Below are 17,933 nucleotides of genomic sequence, written 5' to 3' on the forward strand. Positions count from 1 at the left end.
GGAAGTAAGCATGTCGGCCCGATAATTCACGCGAAGTTGTATAATGCCTCCTCGCCCGGACAGGAGGTTAGACCAACCGTCCGCCTGTATTGCGGGCGCGTTTGAAGGGCGGCTGGGCCTGCCGGTGAAGGGATATCGTTCATGGAAGGAAAACTCCGGAAGAAACGACGTCAGGTGCCCGCACGCCGCACGGTCCGGGAAAGGCCGAGCACCAGGAGGCTGATGAGTAAAATCACGCTCGGGGCGATCGAATGGTCATAATCGGCATTCACCAGCGTCGTGAGGACGGCTGCCGCCATCACCAAAGCGCCGAGCCCCGCACCAAAAGGTCGTGTGGTGGCGCGTAGCAGCAGAAGTGCCGCTGCCAGTTCCAGCACGGCCGTGACGTAGTGGAACCAGTCAGGATAACCCCAGGCTGCGTAAGCGGCGGCATTCTCATCCGAGATAAACGTGTTTCCGTGGGCGCCGAACAGAAAGAAGGCTGCGAGCAGCCAAGCGAGCGTGGTTGTGATGGTGGATCGCGTACTAGGCATATGACCTCGAAGTGGGCCGCGACGCTTGCTGCCAAGATGGCTACGCTAGACAGGATCGTCGGCTCGTCATAGTTAGATCGTTCATTCTAGTTATGGTGTCCCTGGTGCTAACGTCAAGCGTTATTAGACTGAACGGTCTAGAATTGGGAAATATCAATGGTGCGCAAGGTCGACCCGGACAAGCACGAAGAGAAGCGGCTGGAGATTCTTGAAGCGGCGCATCGCTGCTTCCTGCGGCATGGCCTTCAGGGCGCATCCACGGCGGCGATCTGCAAAGAGGCGAAGATCAGTCCCGGGCACCTATATCACTACTTCCCCAGCAAGGAAGCGATCGTCGAGCAGATGGCCGAGAATTATCTGGAGCGATTGCACGCACATTTTGCCAATCACGAGGAGGGTCAAGAAACCTCGGTCGTCCTGCTTTCCGAGCTTTGGAGCATGAACGGCTGGGATGATCTCGATCACTGCCGCATCCTGTTCGAGCTTCTGGCTGAAGCCGGCCGCACCGTTCGCATCCGGGAGATCCTGCGCAAAAACACATCCGGCGTCCGAAGCCTGCTGAAGCAGGCTCTTGCGGCCGGCCAGAAACGAGGTGAGGTGGACGCCGCTCTTGATCCCGAGCAAACGAGCGCGATCCTGATCGCGGTGCTCGATGCGGTACCCATGCTCCCGCTCATGGCGCCCGATATCGATTTCAAGGAAAGCCGCCGATTGGTATCCACGATGGTCGGGCGTTTCCTGCGACCGCAGAAAAATAAGGCCGGATCAGGGGTCGATGCCCCAGACCGCAGCGCTCAGCAGCCAAGCTAGGGTCGCGCGATCTGCTGTCACTGCACCGTGCGGGAAACAGCGCCGCTCCGCGGTCGAACGGACAAATCCTCCGTCCTGGTCCGTCTCCAGCCGCTGCAGGATCGGGCAATGGGGCCGGTGGTCGCCATTGCACGCGGTCGCCAATGTCGCGAGCGTGTGAGCCATGTCTTGCAGGCTGGCGATCTTCTTTTTCAGCGCATCGATGTGGCCTTGCGCCAGACGCTTGACCTCAGCGCTTTGCCGCTTTTCATCGCGCCAGAGACCCGGAAGATCACCGATCTCAGCCACGGAAAAGCCAAGGTCGCGTGCGCGTCGAATGAAGCGCAGCATATGGACATCCGTGTCCGAATAGTCGCGGTAGCCAGAAGACTTCCGATCAACTGCCGGTATGAGGCCGGTCTGCTCGTAGTAACGGATCATCTTGGCCGATACACCAGATGCCTTAGCCGCTCGTCCGATATTCATGCATCTTCTCCGGCAAGGAGCGACAACCGCTCCCAAAATAGAGAGCGGCTATCCGTTTTCATCAGCTCTCGACCTTGAAGGTCTTGAGCCGCAGCGCGTTGCCGAGCACGAAAACACTCGACAGAGCCATTGCGCCGGCGGCGAAGGCAGGGGACAGCAGGATGCCGTAGGCTGGATAAAGCAGGCCCGCCGCGACAGGGATCAAAGCCGTGTTGTAGGCGAAGGCCCAGAACAGGTTCTGACGGATGTTGCCGATCGTTGCCTTCGACAGTGCGATGGCGTTTGACACACCTTGCAGGCTGCCCGACATCAGAACCACATCAGCCGCTTCGATCGCGATGTCTGTACCCGTGCCGATGGCCAACCCCACATCCGCTTCGGCGAGCGCCGGCGCGTCGTTGATTCCATCGCCGACGAACACGACCTTGCCGTGCTCGGCCTTGAGACGGCGAACCGCGTCGACCTTGCCATCGGGCAGCACCTCCGCCACCACCTCGTCGATGCCGAGATGACCAGCGATCGCCTTGGCAGTACGCCTGTTATCGCCGGTGATCATCGCCACCTTCAGGCCGAGATCGTGTAGTGCCCTGATCGCGGCGGGCGTGGTCTTTTTGACCGGATCAGCTACGGCGACGATCGCCGCTAGCTTGCCGCCGATCGCAACATAAAGGGGCGATTTGCCCTCATTGCCGAGCCGTTCGGCGACAATAGAGAAGGCCGTGACGTCATGGCCGAGCTCGACCATATAGCGGTCCGCGCCGATCTCGACATGTTTGCCGTCGACGGTGGCCGTGACGCCGAAGCCCGTTACAGATTTGAAGTCCGAGATGGCCGGCAGAGAAATGTTCTCCTCGGCCGCAGCGTCCACGATCGCACGGGCGATCGGATGTTCCGACTTCGCCTCGACTGCAGCGATAAGGCCGAGCACGTGCGAGCGTTCAAATCCAGCCGCTAGTTCCAGGTCGGTCAGAGCCGGCTTTCCTTCGGTGAGCGTGCCTGTCTTGTCGACCGCAACGACCTTGGCATCCTTCAGCAACTGAAGGGCTTCACCCTTGCGAAAGAGCACGCCTAGCTCGGCTCCGCGGCCGGTGCCCACCATGATCGAGGTTGGCGTCGCCAGACCCATTGCGCACGGGCAGGCGATGATAAGGACAGCGACGGCATTGACCAGCGCGAAGGTGAGCGCGGGTGACGGCCCCAAAAAGAACCACGCGACGAAGGTGAGGGTGGCTACGGCAAAGACGGCCGGCACGAACCACATCGTCACCTTGTCCACGATCGCCTGGATCGGCAGTTTTGAGCCCTGGGCCTCCTCCACCATGCGGATGATCTGCGAAAGCACTGTGTTGCCGGCGACCGCTGTCGCGCGGATAGCGAAGGCACCCTTCTGGTTCACCGTTCCGGCCACAACCTCGCTGCCGTTCGTCTTGGCAATGGGAATCGGCTCACCGGTGATCATTGATTCGTCGACATAACTCTGGCCTTCGACGACTTCGCCATCCACCGGAACACGCTCGCCGGGTCGCACCTCGACGATGTTTCCCGGCAGAACCGAGTCTATCGGCAACTCAAGCGTCTTGCCTTCACGGCGCACGCGCGCCGTCTTGGCTTGAAGGCCGACGAGGCGCTTGATGGCCTCGGATGTGCGGCCCTTCGCGCGGGCTTCGAGCAGACGGCCCAGTAGGATCAGGGTCACGATAACTGCCGCCGCCTCGAAATAGACATTCACGGTTCCTGCCGGCAGAAATCCGGGCGTGAACGTCGCCACCAGCGAATAGCCGTAAGCGGCGAGCGAACCGACGGCGACCAGCGAATTCATGTCAGGCGCAAGACGCCAGAGCGCCGGCAGGCCCTTATCGTAGAAACGCATACCCGGCACGAAAAGTACTAGCGTGGTGAGCACGAACTGGAGATACCAGCTGTTCTGCATGCCGATGGTTGAGGCAACGAGCTCATGTGCGCCCGGTATGATGTGCGATCCCATCTCCAAGACGAACACGGGTGCCGTCAGCCCTGCAGCGATAGCGAAATCGCGGGTCAATTCGCGGCGTTCGGCTTCCTTCCCCTCGGCACGGTCATTTGTCGCCGCCTGGCCGGCCCCGGCTGCCGCGACGGTCACCTTGGCCTCGTAGCCCGCGTTCTCGATTGCCGCCACCACGGCAGCAGCTGCGGCGGTTCCTTGCACGATAGCCTTCTCTGTCGCGAGGTTGACGACAGCGCTGGTCACCCCGGGCAACGCCTTGAGCGCCTTTTCAACACGTCCCACGCAGGAGGCACACGTCATGCCCTCGATCGCGACCTCAAGCGAGGCTGCTGTTTGCGGGGAAAAGCTCGCCGCAACTTTATAACCGGCCTCCACCACGGCCTTGACGAGCGTTGCAGGATCGATCGGGCCCTTGGTGGTGATGCTAGCGTTCTCGGTTGCCAGATTGACAACCGCACCGCTGACGCCGGGTACTGCCCTGAGGGCCTTCTCGACACGGCCGACGCACGACGCGCATGTCATGCCCTCAATGGGCAGGGAAATTGCTGCGTTCGTCGTCTCCGCGACTCGAACAGGGGCATTCATCGCGGCCTCCTTCTCATTCCGAAACTCAGGTTCGGACGGAAGATGGGGCTTCCAACCATGGGAAGGTCAATAGACGTCTTTCTTTTTCTTGTACCCCTTGACCGTGCCATGGTTGGAAGCGCCACCTTGAGGATAAGACCCATCAGCACAGGGAGAAATCTCATGGAACTCAAGATTGAACGCATGACGTGCGGAGGCTGCGCGAAATCGGTCACGGAGGCGATCCAATCGGTCGATTCGAATGCCACGATAAAGACCGATCTGGCCACGCGAGCGGTCAAGATCGAAACGGCCGCAACACGGGCCGCCATCTTGCAGGTTCTCGAGGAAGCCGGTTATCCGGCGACTGTGAGCTGATCAGGGGCGAGACCGTGAATAGGCTCACCCCGATTTTCATAGCGGGCGCGATTTGCCATCAGCGCAGGTCTCGCCTTCGCGCATAGCCGGCTGAATACAAGCGATCTTACGGAAGGACATACGCTACGTTGAGTCACGCGAAGCCGATCCTTCGTCGAAAGCCTACGTCGAGGCCAACGTCGCACAAGGACATGCCGGCCGAATTCACTGGGGATGCCGATATCGACTTTTAGCGCGGTATGATCCCGCACTGTCAGGGCGCAATCGACATCGCGAAAGTGTGCTTCAGGGCGGTTAGCACCCGAGGTCCGCAAGCTCGCCGAAGATGTGATCAAGGCTCAGGTGGCGAGATTCCCGTGATCACGAGTGACTTGTCGAGAACAGAAAGTAGTTCGGGGAGGCGCCAAAGCGCCCCGGAGGTCGCCGCATATCGGGTCGGACCGGCGTTGCAATATCAGATGCATTGCGGGATAGGTTTGTCGGGACCTCCGACTGAGCAGAAACGGACGCGCCGTCGGAATGCGCCATGTGCCATGGTGTCTCTGCATAAAGGCCGGCCAAGTACACCGGAACGGCGCAAGTGGCCGGCTTCCCAACTCGCACAGGAGTCGGCCACCTAAAAGGTGTTATTCAATGACCTGGATGATCCGGTGAGTCTTAGGCTCAACGATTACGGTGCGGTTATTGACGACCGTATACCGATAACCCTTGCCATATTCCGCGGGAACCTCCCGATACACCACGCCCTTCTCTGGCAGGACGGTGCCAACCCGGACCTCTTCCCGGTAGGTGTAAGAAGGAACTTGTTGGGTGGCTACATACTCGCGGAACCGGGGCGTATTGTCGCCCAAGATGCCGCCGACTACCGCACCGCCAACCCCGCCAACGACTGCGCCGACCGGGCCTCCCACTGCCGCCCCGCCCACTGCGCCGGCGGCGGCGCCTCCAGCGGCTCCGCCCCGTGCTCCTTGCGGGTTGTTCTGGGCCAGTGCCACAGCGGGAAGAACGGCGAGTAGACCTGCTAACGCTAGAGCCTTCATGATCAATACCTCCTGAGTTTCTAACGCAGCTGGAAAACGCGCCTCATGACAGCGGGTTCCGGTCTCAGAGTAAAAGCCCAATAAACGCCGCATTTGAGCTGGGGCTGCGCCAATCAACAGTTGTCAGCCTCAAGGGCCCACTTACTGTATGCTTTGACAAATGGATATATACGATTCGACGTATCGGTATATAAGGGGGCCCGTCTGCAACGAATTTGTGGTGAATTGTTGGCTCGACAGCTAGGCTCGAAGGAGCGATCCTCCGGCGGGGCGCCAGCGATTGCGAGCTCCCATGCTCTGCCCCGCCGTTTGCCGCTGCGCGGCCCCGCCGCAATTCACACCGCTAGACGATCCGCGAAGGAATTCCACAGTGCATCGCCCGGGAGATGGGAATCAGCACTTCCAACTCCCCAACGTGTCCCAGTCTCATACTAGACCCGTCCCCAAGCCCAAAATGACCCAAGGCTCGTGACTGATGTCAACCCCGGTGATATCCACGTCCACAATCTGCAGCCCATATTCTCCATGGGCATTGTGCATAGGATAGCTATTGCTTTCAAGATGATATGCCACACTCAAGCCTCGCGGGCCGCGATGACCTTCAGAAGTCGCTGGTTCGCCCGTGGGCAGAGGGTGAGATGGCACAAATTTCTTGAAGCCTGAACTCGAAAGCGCCTCGGATACTTTGTGCCTGTCGTGCAGCCAGGCCTTATGAGGGCATTCGTCCGTCCCAATAAAGTATCTTTTTGTGATTCGGTCTTGATACAGATTATAATTGTCGTCGCCGTGCTTAACTCCCCCATACCTCCAGTTCTCGCCAAGAATTCCCAACGCGTTCTCCATCCGGTTCATTCTACCTATCACATGAGATCTCCGTCGTTCTTCAATAATGTTCCCAATGCCCTGGAGACATTCCCGGAGCGCTTCATCGCTCAGAAAGGGCCATGTCGGGTCCGGCTTTTCGCGTGATTATCCAATAGTGCCGTGGAGAAACACGGCGTGGCGAATGCTGCAGATGTCGCAGCATCAATGGCTCGCGATGGAGCTTTCGGAAAGTCGGCCGTGCCGATGTCTTTACGCGCCGCCGTTCGAAGGGCAGAGGCGTGATTGATCGGCTCGCGCCGTGCAGGACGTATCTCGCGTTGCCGCCCGGCCGGAAAAGGCGGGCTACATGAGGAGGTGCGTCACGCCAAGACGATAGCGCGCCATCGACAGCGAGAATCGACGCCTCGACTGGCAGTCATTTCCGAGCGTGCCTGCGAGAAACGCACGAAAAACTCTACTGACAGCGGTCGTGATCTTCACTCTCTTCGCAGGCGTCGGCGCCGCTGTCCCATTTGGCGGCCCCGCTTTTTTGCCGCAGCTGTGGGAGCAGCTATGGCCCAAGCGGTGGCGGAGCTCCGCGGCGGTCCGCTCCGGCTTCCCGTGGCACTCGCGGCACTGGCGTATTTCCTTTCGCGCAACTGCCCGGCGGAGCGTGGACCTTCGGATCGCCTTTCCTCGGGGGAACTCTGTGGGGAGCACTCGCGGCTGCACGCATCCAACCACGTGCCGACGTAACGCCGCCCCGATATCCTGGGAACGCCGCGCCAGTGGCCTTCCCAATCGGCGCCGTATGGGCCCGCCCTAGCTTCGGTCTACCTTCTTCTCCAGTTCCTTTCGCTTCTCTGGATAATGTGCCGGGTCTTCATATTCCTGCCGGGTGGCTTCCTCGGCGATCCTGTCATTCGCGCGCTTGCGGGTTGCAGACTGGATTGTTCCCCAAACGAGTGCCGCGAGGAGGAGGACAATGCCAATTCCCCAAACGACTTCTCCGCCCACATCCATGGTCATGCTCCGCCTCTCATTTCGCCTCCAGTTGAACCAACGACGCTCGGGCGATGTTCCAGATGGTGCCTGAGCCTTCCCAATTCTGTGGTCATGACCGCACGAGCGCTCTAGCGGGTCGCCAAAGTTGTTCACGCAAGACCAGATGGGAGTGCGGGGATATCGGGGGCGGCTGCCTACGGCCGCTCGGCCTACCGGCGCTTCTAGATTCGCAGGCGGTCGCGGGCCTCGAGAAACCCGATGATCGCCGGCATGAACCATGGGTTGCCTGTATAGAACATCTGGGTAGCGTAGGGGCGATCGAACGCTTGTTCCCACGAACCGCCGAGAAGCTTTTTCGCGGTTTCGTGCCCCAGATAGCTTTGCATCGCGACGCCGCTGCCACAGCAGCCACCGATGTAATGGATGCCGTTTCGTTCGGTCATGTGGGGAAAATGATCAAAGGTGAATGCGATGAAGCCGCCCCAGCTATGGGTAATTTTGTAGGGCTCGAGCTGAGGAAAGAGCGTGCGCATGCGGCGATGGAGCGAACGGCCACTGCGGCGGAAATCATTCACTTGGGATGCTCCCGAGCGGCCGCCAAACAATATACGTGTCCCATCAGGCGAGGTTCGATAGTAATTGTGAAGTTTGCACGTATCACCGATTTGATGCCCCCGCGGGATCACGCTGCCAACCACATCAGGTGGTAGTGGTTCTGTCGCGATGATTTGACTCTGAATCGGAACAAGGCGGCGGCGAAACCAGCCGAACTCAGCACCGGTGTAGGCGTTTGTTGCGACAATGGCGCGTTTCGCGCGGATCATTCCTTGCTGTGTGTCGATGTCAAACTGCCCGAGCGTTCCGCCAATGCATTTGACCCGGCAGTTTGAAACGAGCGTCACCCCCGCTCGTCTTGCCTGATCCACGAGACCGTCGTGATAAAGGCCCGGGTGAAGATGCCCATCCTCAGGCATCAAGCGCCCCCCGAAATACTCATTCGTACCCACGTAGGCGCGCTGCTCGGCGCGAGAAACCATATGAGCGGTAGCGCCGAGGTGCTTGGTGCGCAAATCCATGTCGCGGGCAAGGCTCTCGTAGTCCTCCGGCTTGTGAGCCCCGTAGAAGCGTCCGCAGCGTTCCAATCCGCAGTCGATGCCGCGACTTTCAATCAAATCGAAAACGAACTCGCGTGACCGGACCGCCGCCTTATAAAACCGGACGGCATTCTCGAGCCCGACTTTGCCAACAAGCGTGGCGAAGGAATAGCGCAATGTGGCCCCGATCGCGCCGCCGTTACGTGTGCTCGCCCCCACGCCGAGAGCACCGGCGTCAATCACGACAACGTTTTGGCCGGCTTCGGCAAGGGTTACAGCCGCGGTTAGGCCGGAATAGCCGGATCCGACGATCACGGTATCGGCCCGCGCGGGCAGTTCCTCGCACTGCACCTCTGCGCGCGGCGCCGCCTCCCACCAGTAGGGGGTGAGCTTGAGATTATCCACGTAGATCGAATTCATGTTCATGGAGCACCCCACTGGCCCTGATGCAGATGGGCAAGGTAGCGGATAACGATATTCAAAATCGAATATACGGGAGAATGGCGAGAATCAAATGACCTTTTTACGTCGATCCGGAATTTCTATCGTTATGCGCTTTTCACAATCGGTTCCTTCGGATAACTTGAAGCTCGGAGGCGTTCAGCAATGTTCCTGACAGCAGACGCGCTCACCAACGCGACCCAGCGTAGCAAAGAAACGGAGAGGACAATGCGCGAGCATGCGATGACGGAGTACAAGAAGAGGGTGCGGGATGTGAGGGGTGGCAATAGCGCTCGCCCGCGTGATCCCAATGAGCGGAGGGCACAATTCGAGGCTTATGCGGATGTCTTCAAGGAGCCCTATCCTGCAAACCTTACCATTCTGAACTGGTTCGTTGCCGCTCCTGGACGCGAGATCCCCATTCGCATCTATCAGCATAGGTACGAGGGCCCGCAGCCAACAATTGTCTATTTCCATGGCGGCGGTTACATGTCTGGGAGCCTCTACACCCACGATACAGTCGTTGCTAATCTAGCGGTCGGATCGGGCGCGCAAGTCATTGCGGTCCACTATCGGCGCGCTCCGGAAAATCCCTATCCTGCTGCAGTCGACGACGGCTTCTTCATCCTGAACTGGGCGCGCCAGAACGCTGAGCGGTATAGCATCGATCTTGATCGCCTCGCCATTGCGGGAGATAGCGCCGGTGGCGGACTGACCGCTGCGCTGTCCATGATGGCGCGTGATCGTAACGGGCCTAAGCTTGCGATGCAGATCCTCCTGTATCCTGGCCCCATGAACACGGATATCAATACTGACAGCTATCTCCGTATCAATCATGATCCTCAGTTCAATAAATCTGATCTCGAGTTTTACCTGAACGCCTATCTGTCGGGCAATCTTGAGACCAAAGATCCCTACGCCGTTCCTTTGCAAGCAACGAATTATGCCGGTTTGCCGCCAGCCTTCATTCATGTCGCCGAGCTTGATCCCCTCTACGACGAGGGCCTACTCTATGGAGAGCGCATCAAGGCTGCCGGTGGCGAGGCCATCGTACGTGTGGCAGAGAACCTTGAACACAGTTTCCTGCGAGCCGTGACCATATCGCCAGAAGCACGAGAGGAAGCCCGCATTCTTTATCAGGCGGTTCGCTCCGGAATGCGTATACCGGCCGCTTGAGCCGTAGCGCCAACGGCTTTGATGAAAGCGGCCGCCCGGCCGCTTTTCTTTGTCAGACTTGTATAGGCGTGATCTTGTCGAGCCCTATGAAGCGACCGACGATGTGGCGCGAACCTCTTGCAGATCGCCGGTCCGGAAGATCGCCGCCCAGTGCGCCCTACCGACGCGCGTCAGTCATCACGGCTGCTGGGAGATAGTACGTCGCGCAATCCGTCACCCAGAAAGTTCATGCCAAGCACCAGGATCAGCAGCGCGATGCCGGGAATGGCGATCACCCAGGGTGTAAAGAACACGTAGTCTTTACCTTCCGAGATCATCAGGCCCCACGAAGGAACGGGCGGCTGAACGCCGAGCCCGAGAAAGGAGAGCGCGGCTTCCAGGAGCACCGCATGCGCCATTTCAAGCGTCGTGACGACAACGATTGCATTCACTGCGTTCGGCAGTACCGAGCTCAAGAGTATGCGCGGCGTCGTACAGCCGATCGATTTTGCTGCCGCGATATACTCGAGATTACGGATCTGCATCACGGTCGACCGCGTAACCACTGCGAAGCGGTCCCAGAGGAGGAAGCCGAGCACGAGAATAACCGTTGGCAGGGAATTGCCGACAAGTCCTACAACCGCGAGCGCCACGAGCACGACCGGCATGGCGAGCCGGACGGTGATGATGAAAGAGATGACGAGATCAACGCGGCCACCAAAATATCCCGCGAGGGCGCCGAGCGTGGTTCCGATGATGCCGGATATGATGGCGGTGCCGAAAGCTATCATCAGCGAGACGCGCACACCATAGATGATGCGGCTGAGATAGTCGCGCCCAAGCTGGTCCGTCCCGAGGATGTGCTCCCAGCTCCCCTGCGCGTCCCAAACGGGAGGCAGCAACCGCTCCGCGAGGTTCTGGAGATAGGGATCCGCCGGGGCGAGCCAGGAGGCTCCCAACGCCATCACAATCGCCAGCGTGAGGATCGCGGCACCAATGAGGAGGCCGCGTTGGCGAAGCCATCGCCGGATCTGGGATGGTGCACCCGCGGCCTGGCTCGCCGAAACGCTAACATGCGCCATAGCCATCACCGCATCCTCAGTCGTGGGTCGAGATAAGCGTTTAGGAGATCTGCGAGGAGAGTGAGGACCACGAAGATGAGGGAGAACAGGAGCACGATCGACTGCACAACGGGAAAATCGGCACGTTGGATCGATTCCCAGCTGAGATAGCCGATGCCGTGGAGCGCGAACACCGTTTCTATCACTGTTGATCCGCCCAGCAGAAAGCCGAATTGGACCGCTGCCAGCGCGACGACAGGGATGACCGCGTTTCTAAGCGCATGTCTTAGCAAGATCTTGCGGGGGCTGAGTCCCTTTGCCTTGGCGGTTCGGATGTAGTCCGACCGCAGAACCTCGATCATGCCCGCGCGCGTCAGGCGCATAATGGCCGGCGCAGCGTAATAGGCGAGAACAATCGACGGCAGAACAAAGCCCTCCCAGGTCTCTGAGCCTGAAAGCGGGAGCCAGCGCAATTGAATCGAGAAGAAGAAGACGAGCATCAGCGCAAGCCAGAAGCTCGGCATCGCCTGCCCGAGAACCGCGGCCGAGAGTGCAAGCCGATCAACGAGCGAATTCGGCCGCACCGCTGCGACGACGCCGAGCGGCATCGCCACGATGATGGCCAGCAGCAGTGCAGTAAAACCGAGCGTGAAGGTCACCGGCATGCGCTCAAGGATGATCCGGTTGACCGGTTCCCGGAAATAGTAAGACTGACCGAGGTCGCCGCTCAGAACCTGCCCTAGCCACTGGAAATACTGAATAACCAGCGGCTTATCCAGCCCGTAGGCGACCCTGATCTGTTCAACCTGCTCCGGAGTGGCAGACTCGCCAGCGAGTGCCTGTGCCAGATCGGTCGAGAACCTGAGCAGACAGAACGATACGATCGACACTGTGATTGCGACAAGGACGGCAAGAATTATACGATGGAGGGCATAACGCGCCATGATGAACCCTCTAGATGTTGGAAGCCGGCGGTGGGACGCACTCCCGCGATCCGCATCCAACCTATTTCCAACTGGCTGTGTAAAAGCGGTTTATCTCGTCAAAGGTCGGATCGAAGTTCAGGTTCTTGGAGAACGCAAAGTTGTTCGTAATCGTGACCAGCGGCAGCCAGTAAGCATTCTCCAGAATTATATCTTGAGCCCTTGTGTAGAGTGCCTTTCGCTCCGCCATATCATAGGTAAGGTTGGCCTTGTTGATCGCGTCGGTCACCTCGGGGTTCCGGGAGAGATCCTGTGGCATGTCGGCAAAATAGGTGCCAAACGCGATCGACGCATCACCAATGCCCCAGAACCCTGTACTTGCATGGAACAGCGGCATCTCGCCCTTCACCCACCGATCGCGGAATGTCGCCCAGACAAGAAAATCAAGCTTCGTCCGTATGCCGACTGCTTGGAGATCGCCGATGACCGCCTCTGTAATATGGCGATCACTCGTTCCGGCAATGGGCGTCTCGAAGCCGTCCGGATAGCCTGCTTTTGCAAGCATTTCCCTCGCTTTTTTCGGATCGTAGTTATACATCGGCACGGTCGTGGGACAACCGTTCTGCATGGGGTAGCAGACGGTGTCCAGGCGAGTCGCGGCGCCGCGCACGAGGTTCTTGGCGATGGCGTCGCGGTTCACCGCATGGGCGATGGCCTGACGCACCTCCGGCTTCGAGAAGGGGCTGTCCTTGTCGAGCGTGTCGAAGACGAGGAAAGCGATGCGCATGGTCGGCGAGCGGACCACGCGCACATTCGGCATGCGCTCAAGCTGATCGCTCTGGTCCGCCGTCAGCCGCCACAGGAAATCGGACCGCTCTGTCATGAGCTCGCCGATCATGATATTGTTGTCCTTCTGCGTCCGAACGGCTACGCGTTTGATGGCGGCCTTCTGCTTGGGAACCCCACTCATGTAGTCGTCATAACGCTCGAGTGTATACTCCCGGCCCGGCGTGAAGGACACGACCTTGTAGGGACCAGTGCCGATGGGATGCTTGCCCATGCCGGCCGTGCCGACTTTTGCATAATACTCATTTGGATAGATCGGAACGCCTGTCGCCAAATACTCGAGCGCCGCAGAGAACGGCTTTTTCAACCTAACGCGGACCTTGTACTTATCGATCTTTTCGGCACTATCGAGCCAGGATACCATCTGTAGAAGCAGGACTTTGTTGTCTGGATTCGTCACGTAGTTGATGGTATAGACCACGTCGTCTGCATCGAACTCTTCACCGTTGTGGAATTTGACGCCCTCGCGCAATGACATCACCAAACTGGTCGGGCTTTCCCAGTCCCATGCGGTCGCGAGGAGCGGCAAGTACTGACCGGTGGCAGGATCACGATAGATCAGGCCATCCCACACATTATGCATGACGGTGAGACCGGAGTGGTCCGTGAAGTAATACACATCTAACGTCGTCTGCTCGCGGTCCCAGACAACGTTGAGCGTGTCATTGCTTTTTCCGGCATGTGCGGTTGTGGCAGCCGCTAGAAGCATCGCAGCTGCCGCCGAATATCGTCTGAGATTTCGCAGCACAGAAGTTCCCCTTCCAAACGTTTGTTATATTGGCAGTGTGTTTGAAGTGAGCGCGCGGCCGTGGCTATCCGAGTGTCCGCCGGATGGTGCCATAGAGTGCGTCAGCCGCGGCGCGCGCTTCGGCCGATGCCGGCACCGCACGAAGAGGGCTGCGCAGCAACTTGTCCGCGACCAGCAAAGTGGACAGGCAGCCCGCGTCGCGCAAACGTTCGTGGTAGATCATACCCTCGTCGAACAACGGATCGAGTTCTGCGATATGGATGATCGCCGGCGGATACCCGTTGTCGATGGCAGCTGGACATGGATTTTCCGACGGCCGACGATAATGCACGGCGAACACGTGCACACCAGCCGCCGCGGCAAGATTTGCGACCCCCGTATCGTGGCAGGAAGGACTTTCCGGCCGGTAGCCTCCACCGTTCATATACACGAGGGTTGACATGGGACTGTCACCATCCGGCGGGTAGACAGGGATTGGTGTTTCGCGTGCCTGCGCTGCGATGAAACTGTCGACATCCGCCAGTTGTGGCGGCCTCGCTTTCTTGAACACGTCCGCCATCGCCTTGCATTGACGGCGGCGTGTCTCCGGATGGCGCGATTTGCCCGCTGATCCGCCATCGGCGTCCCGGATCATCTCCTTGTAAATCTGCATGGCGTTGTCGAACATATCGCCTCTCGCAGCGCATCTGCCGGCACTTCTGAGAATGATAGCATCCACCGGCCAAATCGCAATACGATTTTAGAAATCATCTTATGCTTTCACCCGAAGCGGATTTTGGCATCTTTGCAACACGCATCCCGATCGGTTACATCGTAGGCAGGAGCAGGGACGACGGGAGCAGGGGAAGCTCGTGAGGAAGCGCGCAGTGCCGGTCAGCAGACCGGATCTTGGCAACGACAGTGGATCAGACGACGGTGACAACCGTGAGGACGGATTGTTTGTTGCGTCCCTGGCCAAGGGATTGAAGGTGCTCGAGTGCTTCGCCGACAGCCGCGACGGCTTGAATTTGACGGAAATTGCCGCCTCGACCGATATAGGTAAGAGCGCTGTGCAGCGCGCGGTAGCGACGCTGCACAGCCTCGGCTATCTTCGCAAAGATGAACGCGGCAAGATCTATCGATTGTCACCGAAGATCCTCGGCCTGTCTCGCAATTACCTCGCCGGCTCTGACTTGGTCGAAGCGGCAATGCCGGTCCTGCGGCGCTGCAACAGTGAGACTGATGAAACGGTCAACCTGACCGAGCTCGATGGTCATGAGGTCGTTTGCGTTGCCCGCATTCCCGGTCGGCAGGTCGTCGCGATCAATATCAATGTGGGGTCGCGCTTACCCGTTTATGCTACCGCCCCAGGTCTCATGATCCTCGCTTCGAGCGATCCTCAGGAGGCGGCCCACGTCCTTGAAGCTTGTGACATCAGATCCTATACGAAGCAGACGGTGACGCATATCCCCGATTTGCAGCGGTGGCTGGTTGAAATACGTAAGGATGGCTATGTGATCGCCGATCAGCTGATGTTCGAGGGCGAGTATTCTGTCGCCGCCCCGATCTTTGGCCCACGAAAGCGCGTCGTGGCAGCCATCAACATTTCCGCGCCGACGAGTCGCTGGTCATTTCATGACCTGCGTTCGAAAATTGTGCCGATCGTGACCGAGGCAGCGCGACAGATCACAACTGCCATAGCGGGCTGATGCCATGGAAATCGTATGTCGATAATTGAAAGCGACATGCGCTTGAAGTGGATCGCTTCCTATGCTCTATAAGTGGAAGAGGCGCGACCTTCGCGCGCGCTCGCCGCGGGCACTATGGAGCCACCTTATGGACATCGAACGTATCGATAGCACCGGCCGGCTGAGTAAAGCCGTCAAGGCGAACGGCTTTGTTTTCCTGTCCGGCTTGACAGCAAGCGACAAGTCGGGAGGCGTGACTGAGCAGACCCTTGATATTCTTGCTCAGATCGACGGCTACCTAGCGAAAGCTGGCAGCAGCAAGTCGAAGCTGGTTAAAGTGAACATCTGGCTCGCTGATATCAAGGATTTTGACGCCATGAACAAAGCTTGGGAAAGCTGGGCGGATCGCGATCATCTCCCCGCTAGGGCGACGGTCGAGTCCAAGCTTGCGGGGCAGGGGAGCTTGGTAGAGATGATGGCAGAAGGGTTGGCCTGAGCCAAGCCGCAGAAGGAAACGATCACGGCACTGGCAGGATGTGTCCGGGATCGCGCGTGAACGTGTGGATAGCGCGCCGGGAGGGGGAATGCCGCTAGCGGCTCCTAAGGACATTGCCGGCGCGCATAGCGGTATTCACTGATCCCTCTCGGCTTGACGTCGGCCAAGAAGGCGAGCGGCGCGGTGTCCCTCAGCAAAATACAAAGAAGTAGGGTTGCCGCGAGAGAAGCGGGATCCAGTAACAAGAACAAGCCTCACCACGCGCAACAACGCAACCTCGCGCCACCCGTCACTTCATTCTTGCATTTTCTCTACAACTATTCCAGATAGCAGCATGACGATCGACGACGCCACAACGGCAAGGATGCTCTTGACCGATGCGGCGTGCTGCTGAGCACGATATTTGCAGCGGCTCCAGCCGTGCTGGTAGCAGAGGGTTTAACTGTTCAGGCGCAAGACACTGGTCCGGCCTTTAACGCGTCGGACCGCTGACCTTGTCCACCTCCTCGGCGACAATCTCAAGATGACCAGCTGGGTTGTAACGGTGGCGGTATTCTTCGGGCGCGGACACACGGCGCATCGAGACCTTTGCCGCGGGAAGGCATCGAGCTTTCTGAATTTTGTCTCGAATCTCCACATGGCTCTGCTCTGTCAGGTAGCCTGAACCCGGCACACAGCGCATTTCGCCAATGAATTAGTCAGAGGTGGCCTGCCCGGTTCCAGCTTCCACGGCGAGGTTGCGGGTGAGTTGCACTATTCCCAAGAGCGCGCATATCGAGCCCCCTCCGAGGACGACGATCAACGAAAGCGTTCCGGTTATGCCAATTTGCTCCATCATGAGCGCGAAGACGAACGGCGCAGCGGATCCGGCAATCAGCCGCACGGACATGAGCTGCCCCTGACGGGTGCCGTAGCCCTCTGCCCCAAATAGCGCCAGCGGCAGCGTTCCGCCGACGATGCTATAGAGTCCATTGCCCATTCCGAACAGGACCGCGAACAGCATCGCGCCGGCGAAGGACGGTGCCGTCAGGAGTAGAAGAATGAGAGCGAGGGGCAAAAGTGCTGCCGAGATAACGGCCAGGTTGAGCTGAGATAAGCCTTTGCCGAACATCATATTAATGAAACGGCTTGCAACTTGAGACGGTCCGAACAGGGCGCCGACGGCAACGCCAGAGAGGCCGAGACCCAGCGCTCCCAGCATGGGTAGCATATGCACGAGGATTGCCGAACTGACGAAGCTCTGCAATGCAAAGCCAATCGCCATCAGTAAAAAGCCTTTGCCACGAGCCTTGGGGGTGAGACTACCATGAAACTGCGATTGCGCGCGTTTGGTTTCGGTGTGGCTTGCTTCAATGGGGGCGGACACCGGACGCGCCAGCGACAGGTGGATCGGCAGGCACAGAGCGAGGTGAAACACCGCGAAAGCAAGGTAAACCTGCTGCCATGTTAGGAAACTGTGCAGCCACGTCGTCAGGGGCCAAAATATAGTCGAAGCGAAGCCCGCGATCAGTGTCAAATATACGATACTGCGTTGGGCGCTTCCTCCATGGCGCTGGACCAGCAGGGCGAATGCCGCCCCGTATTGAACGAGCGTCGCGGCGATTTCGATGGCGAATAGGGCTGGTACGAACGCCTTTCCGGAAGGTGCCGCCGCGCAGGCGACAAGCGATAGAGCCGCAAACATTGACCCAATCGCCATGACGCGGCCTGCGCCGAAACGATCGATCCAGCGGCCCACTTTCGGCGCAACCAGGCCGCCCGTCAGCAGCGCGACGGAGAGCGCCCCGAAAATCCAATCATTCGGCCATCCGAAGTCGCGCGCCATGGCCGGCGAGAGAATGCTGAAACTGTAGTAGAGTGTTCCGTAGCCGATGATTTGCGTTATGCCAAGCGCAACAACGTCTATCCAACGTCCCATG

At 59.0% G+C, this 17,933-nt stretch carries 15 protein-coding genes and 1 pseudogene; 5 read left to right on the plus strand and 11 right to left on the minus strand.

Annotated elements, in window-relative coordinates:
- Positions 1 to 170: 170 nt before the first annotated feature.
- Positions 171 to 533, minus strand: a complete 363-nt coding sequence (locus KIO76_RS24210) for a DoxX family protein (protein WP_213326135.1) — start codon at positions 531 to 533, stop codon at positions 171 to 173.
- A 156-nt stretch (positions 534 to 689) separates the two neighbouring features.
- Between KIO76_RS24210 and KIO76_RS24215 the strand changes: the two genes are divergently transcribed.
- Positions 690 to 1,343, plus strand: coding sequence for a TetR/AcrR family transcriptional regulator (locus KIO76_RS24215; protein ID WP_213326136.1), 654 nt, complete (start codon positions 690 to 692; stop codon positions 1,341 to 1,343).
- A 17-nt stretch (positions 1,344 to 1,360) separates the two neighbouring features.
- Here KIO76_RS24215 and cueR read toward each other — a convergent pair.
- Positions 1,361 to 1,808, minus strand: a pseudogene (gene cueR, locus KIO76_RS24220) (Cu(I)-responsive transcriptional regulator).
- A 61-nt stretch (positions 1,809 to 1,869) separates the two neighbouring features.
- Complete coding sequence (locus tag KIO76_RS24225; protein ID WP_213326138.1) at positions 1,870 to 4,377, minus strand: heavy metal translocating P-type ATPase; 2,508 nt, start codon at positions 4,375 to 4,377, stop codon at positions 1,870 to 1,872.
- Between the two features lie 162 nt (positions 4,378 to 4,539).
- Between KIO76_RS24225 and KIO76_RS24230 the strand changes: the two genes are divergently transcribed.
- Positions 4,540 to 4,734, plus strand: a complete 195-nt coding sequence (locus KIO76_RS24230) for a heavy-metal-associated domain-containing protein (protein WP_213326139.1) — start codon at positions 4,540 to 4,542, stop codon at positions 4,732 to 4,734.
- A gap of 626 nt (positions 4,735 to 5,360) precedes the next feature.
- On the opposite strand, the gene KIO76_RS24235 is transcribed toward KIO76_RS24230, so the two are convergent.
- The 3 genes from KIO76_RS24235 to KIO76_RS24245 form a co-directional block, all read right to left on the minus strand.
- Positions 5,361 to 5,774, minus strand: a complete 414-nt coding sequence (locus tag KIO76_RS24235; protein WP_213326140.1) for a DUF1236 domain-containing protein — start codon at positions 5,772 to 5,774, stop codon at positions 5,361 to 5,363.
- 1,626 nt (positions 5,775 to 7,400) lie between these two features.
- Positions 7,401 to 7,607, minus strand: coding sequence for a hypothetical protein (locus KIO76_RS24240; protein WP_213326141.1), 207 nt, complete (start codon positions 7,605 to 7,607; stop codon positions 7,401 to 7,403).
- 197 nt (positions 7,608 to 7,804) lie between these two features.
- On the minus strand, positions 7,805 to 9,103 hold the full coding sequence (locus KIO76_RS24245; RefSeq protein WP_213326142.1) for an NAD(P)/FAD-dependent oxidoreductase: 1,299 nt from the start codon (positions 9,101 to 9,103) through the stop codon (positions 7,805 to 7,807).
- Positions 9,104 to 9,283: 180 nt separating this feature from the next.
- On the opposite strand from KIO76_RS24245, the gene KIO76_RS24250 reads away from it, so the two are divergent.
- Positions 9,284 to 10,294 carry an alpha/beta hydrolase gene (locus KIO76_RS24250; RefSeq protein ID WP_213326143.1) on the plus strand — a complete coding sequence of 337 codons (1,011 nt, stop codon included), beginning with the start codon at positions 9,284 to 9,286 and terminating at the stop codon, positions 10,292 to 10,294.
- A gap of 170 nt (positions 10,295 to 10,464) precedes the next feature.
- Here KIO76_RS24250 and KIO76_RS24255 read toward each other — a convergent pair whose 3' ends face one another.
- From KIO76_RS24255 to KIO76_RS24270, 4 genes are all read right to left on the minus strand, one after another.
- The gene (locus KIO76_RS24255) at positions 10,465 to 11,361 is read right to left on the minus strand and encodes an ABC transporter permease (protein WP_249730022.1); all 897 of its coding nucleotides are present in this window, start codon (positions 11,359 to 11,361) and stop codon (positions 10,465 to 10,467) included.
- Positions 11,361 to 12,278 (minus strand): ABC transporter permease, encoded by a 918-nt coding sequence (locus KIO76_RS24260; RefSeq protein WP_213326144.1) that lies wholly within the window; start codon positions 12,276 to 12,278, stop codon positions 11,361 to 11,363. The genes KIO76_RS24255 and KIO76_RS24260 overlap by 1 nt, the downstream gene beginning before the upstream one ends.
- Positions 12,279 to 12,339: 61 nt before the next feature.
- Positions 12,340 to 13,812 carry an ABC transporter substrate-binding protein gene (locus tag KIO76_RS24265; RefSeq protein ID WP_213326145.1) on the minus strand — a complete coding sequence of 491 codons (1,473 nt, stop codon included), beginning with the start codon at positions 13,810 to 13,812 and terminating at the stop codon, positions 12,340 to 12,342.
- Between the two features lie 103 nt (positions 13,813 to 13,915).
- Entirely contained in the window at positions 13,916 to 14,518 is a 603-nt protein-coding gene (locus tag KIO76_RS24270) for an alpha/beta hydrolase (RefSeq protein ID WP_213326146.1), read from the minus strand.
- Positions 14,519 to 14,702: 184 nt separating this feature from the next.
- Here KIO76_RS24270 and KIO76_RS24275 point away from each other — a divergent pair, with 184 nt between their 5' ends.
- Together KIO76_RS24275 and KIO76_RS24280 are read left to right on the plus strand one after the other, a co-directional pair.
- Positions 14,703 to 15,539: an IclR family transcriptional regulator gene (locus tag KIO76_RS24275; RefSeq protein WP_213326147.1), complete on the plus strand. Its 837-nt coding sequence runs from the start codon at positions 14,703 to 14,705 to the stop codon at positions 15,537 to 15,539.
- Between the two features lie 127 nt (positions 15,540 to 15,666).
- Entirely contained in the window at positions 15,667 to 16,014 is a 348-nt protein-coding gene (locus KIO76_RS24280; protein WP_213326148.1) for a RidA family protein, read from the plus strand.
- A gap of 694 nt (positions 16,015 to 16,708) precedes the next feature.
- On the opposite strand, the gene arsK is transcribed toward KIO76_RS24280, so the two are convergent.
- Positions 16,709 to 17,932 carry an arsenite efflux MFS transporter ArsK gene (gene arsK / locus KIO76_RS24285; RefSeq protein ID WP_213326149.1) on the minus strand — a complete coding sequence of 408 codons (1,224 nt, stop codon included), beginning with the start codon at positions 17,930 to 17,932 and terminating at the stop codon, positions 16,709 to 16,711.
- Between the last annotated feature and the right edge of the window lies 1 nt (position 17,933).

The sequence above is a fragment of the Chelatococcus sp. YT9 genome, assembly GCF_018398315.1.
Lineage (GTDB): Bacteria > Pseudomonadota > Alphaproteobacteria > Rhizobiales > Beijerinckiaceae > Chelatococcus.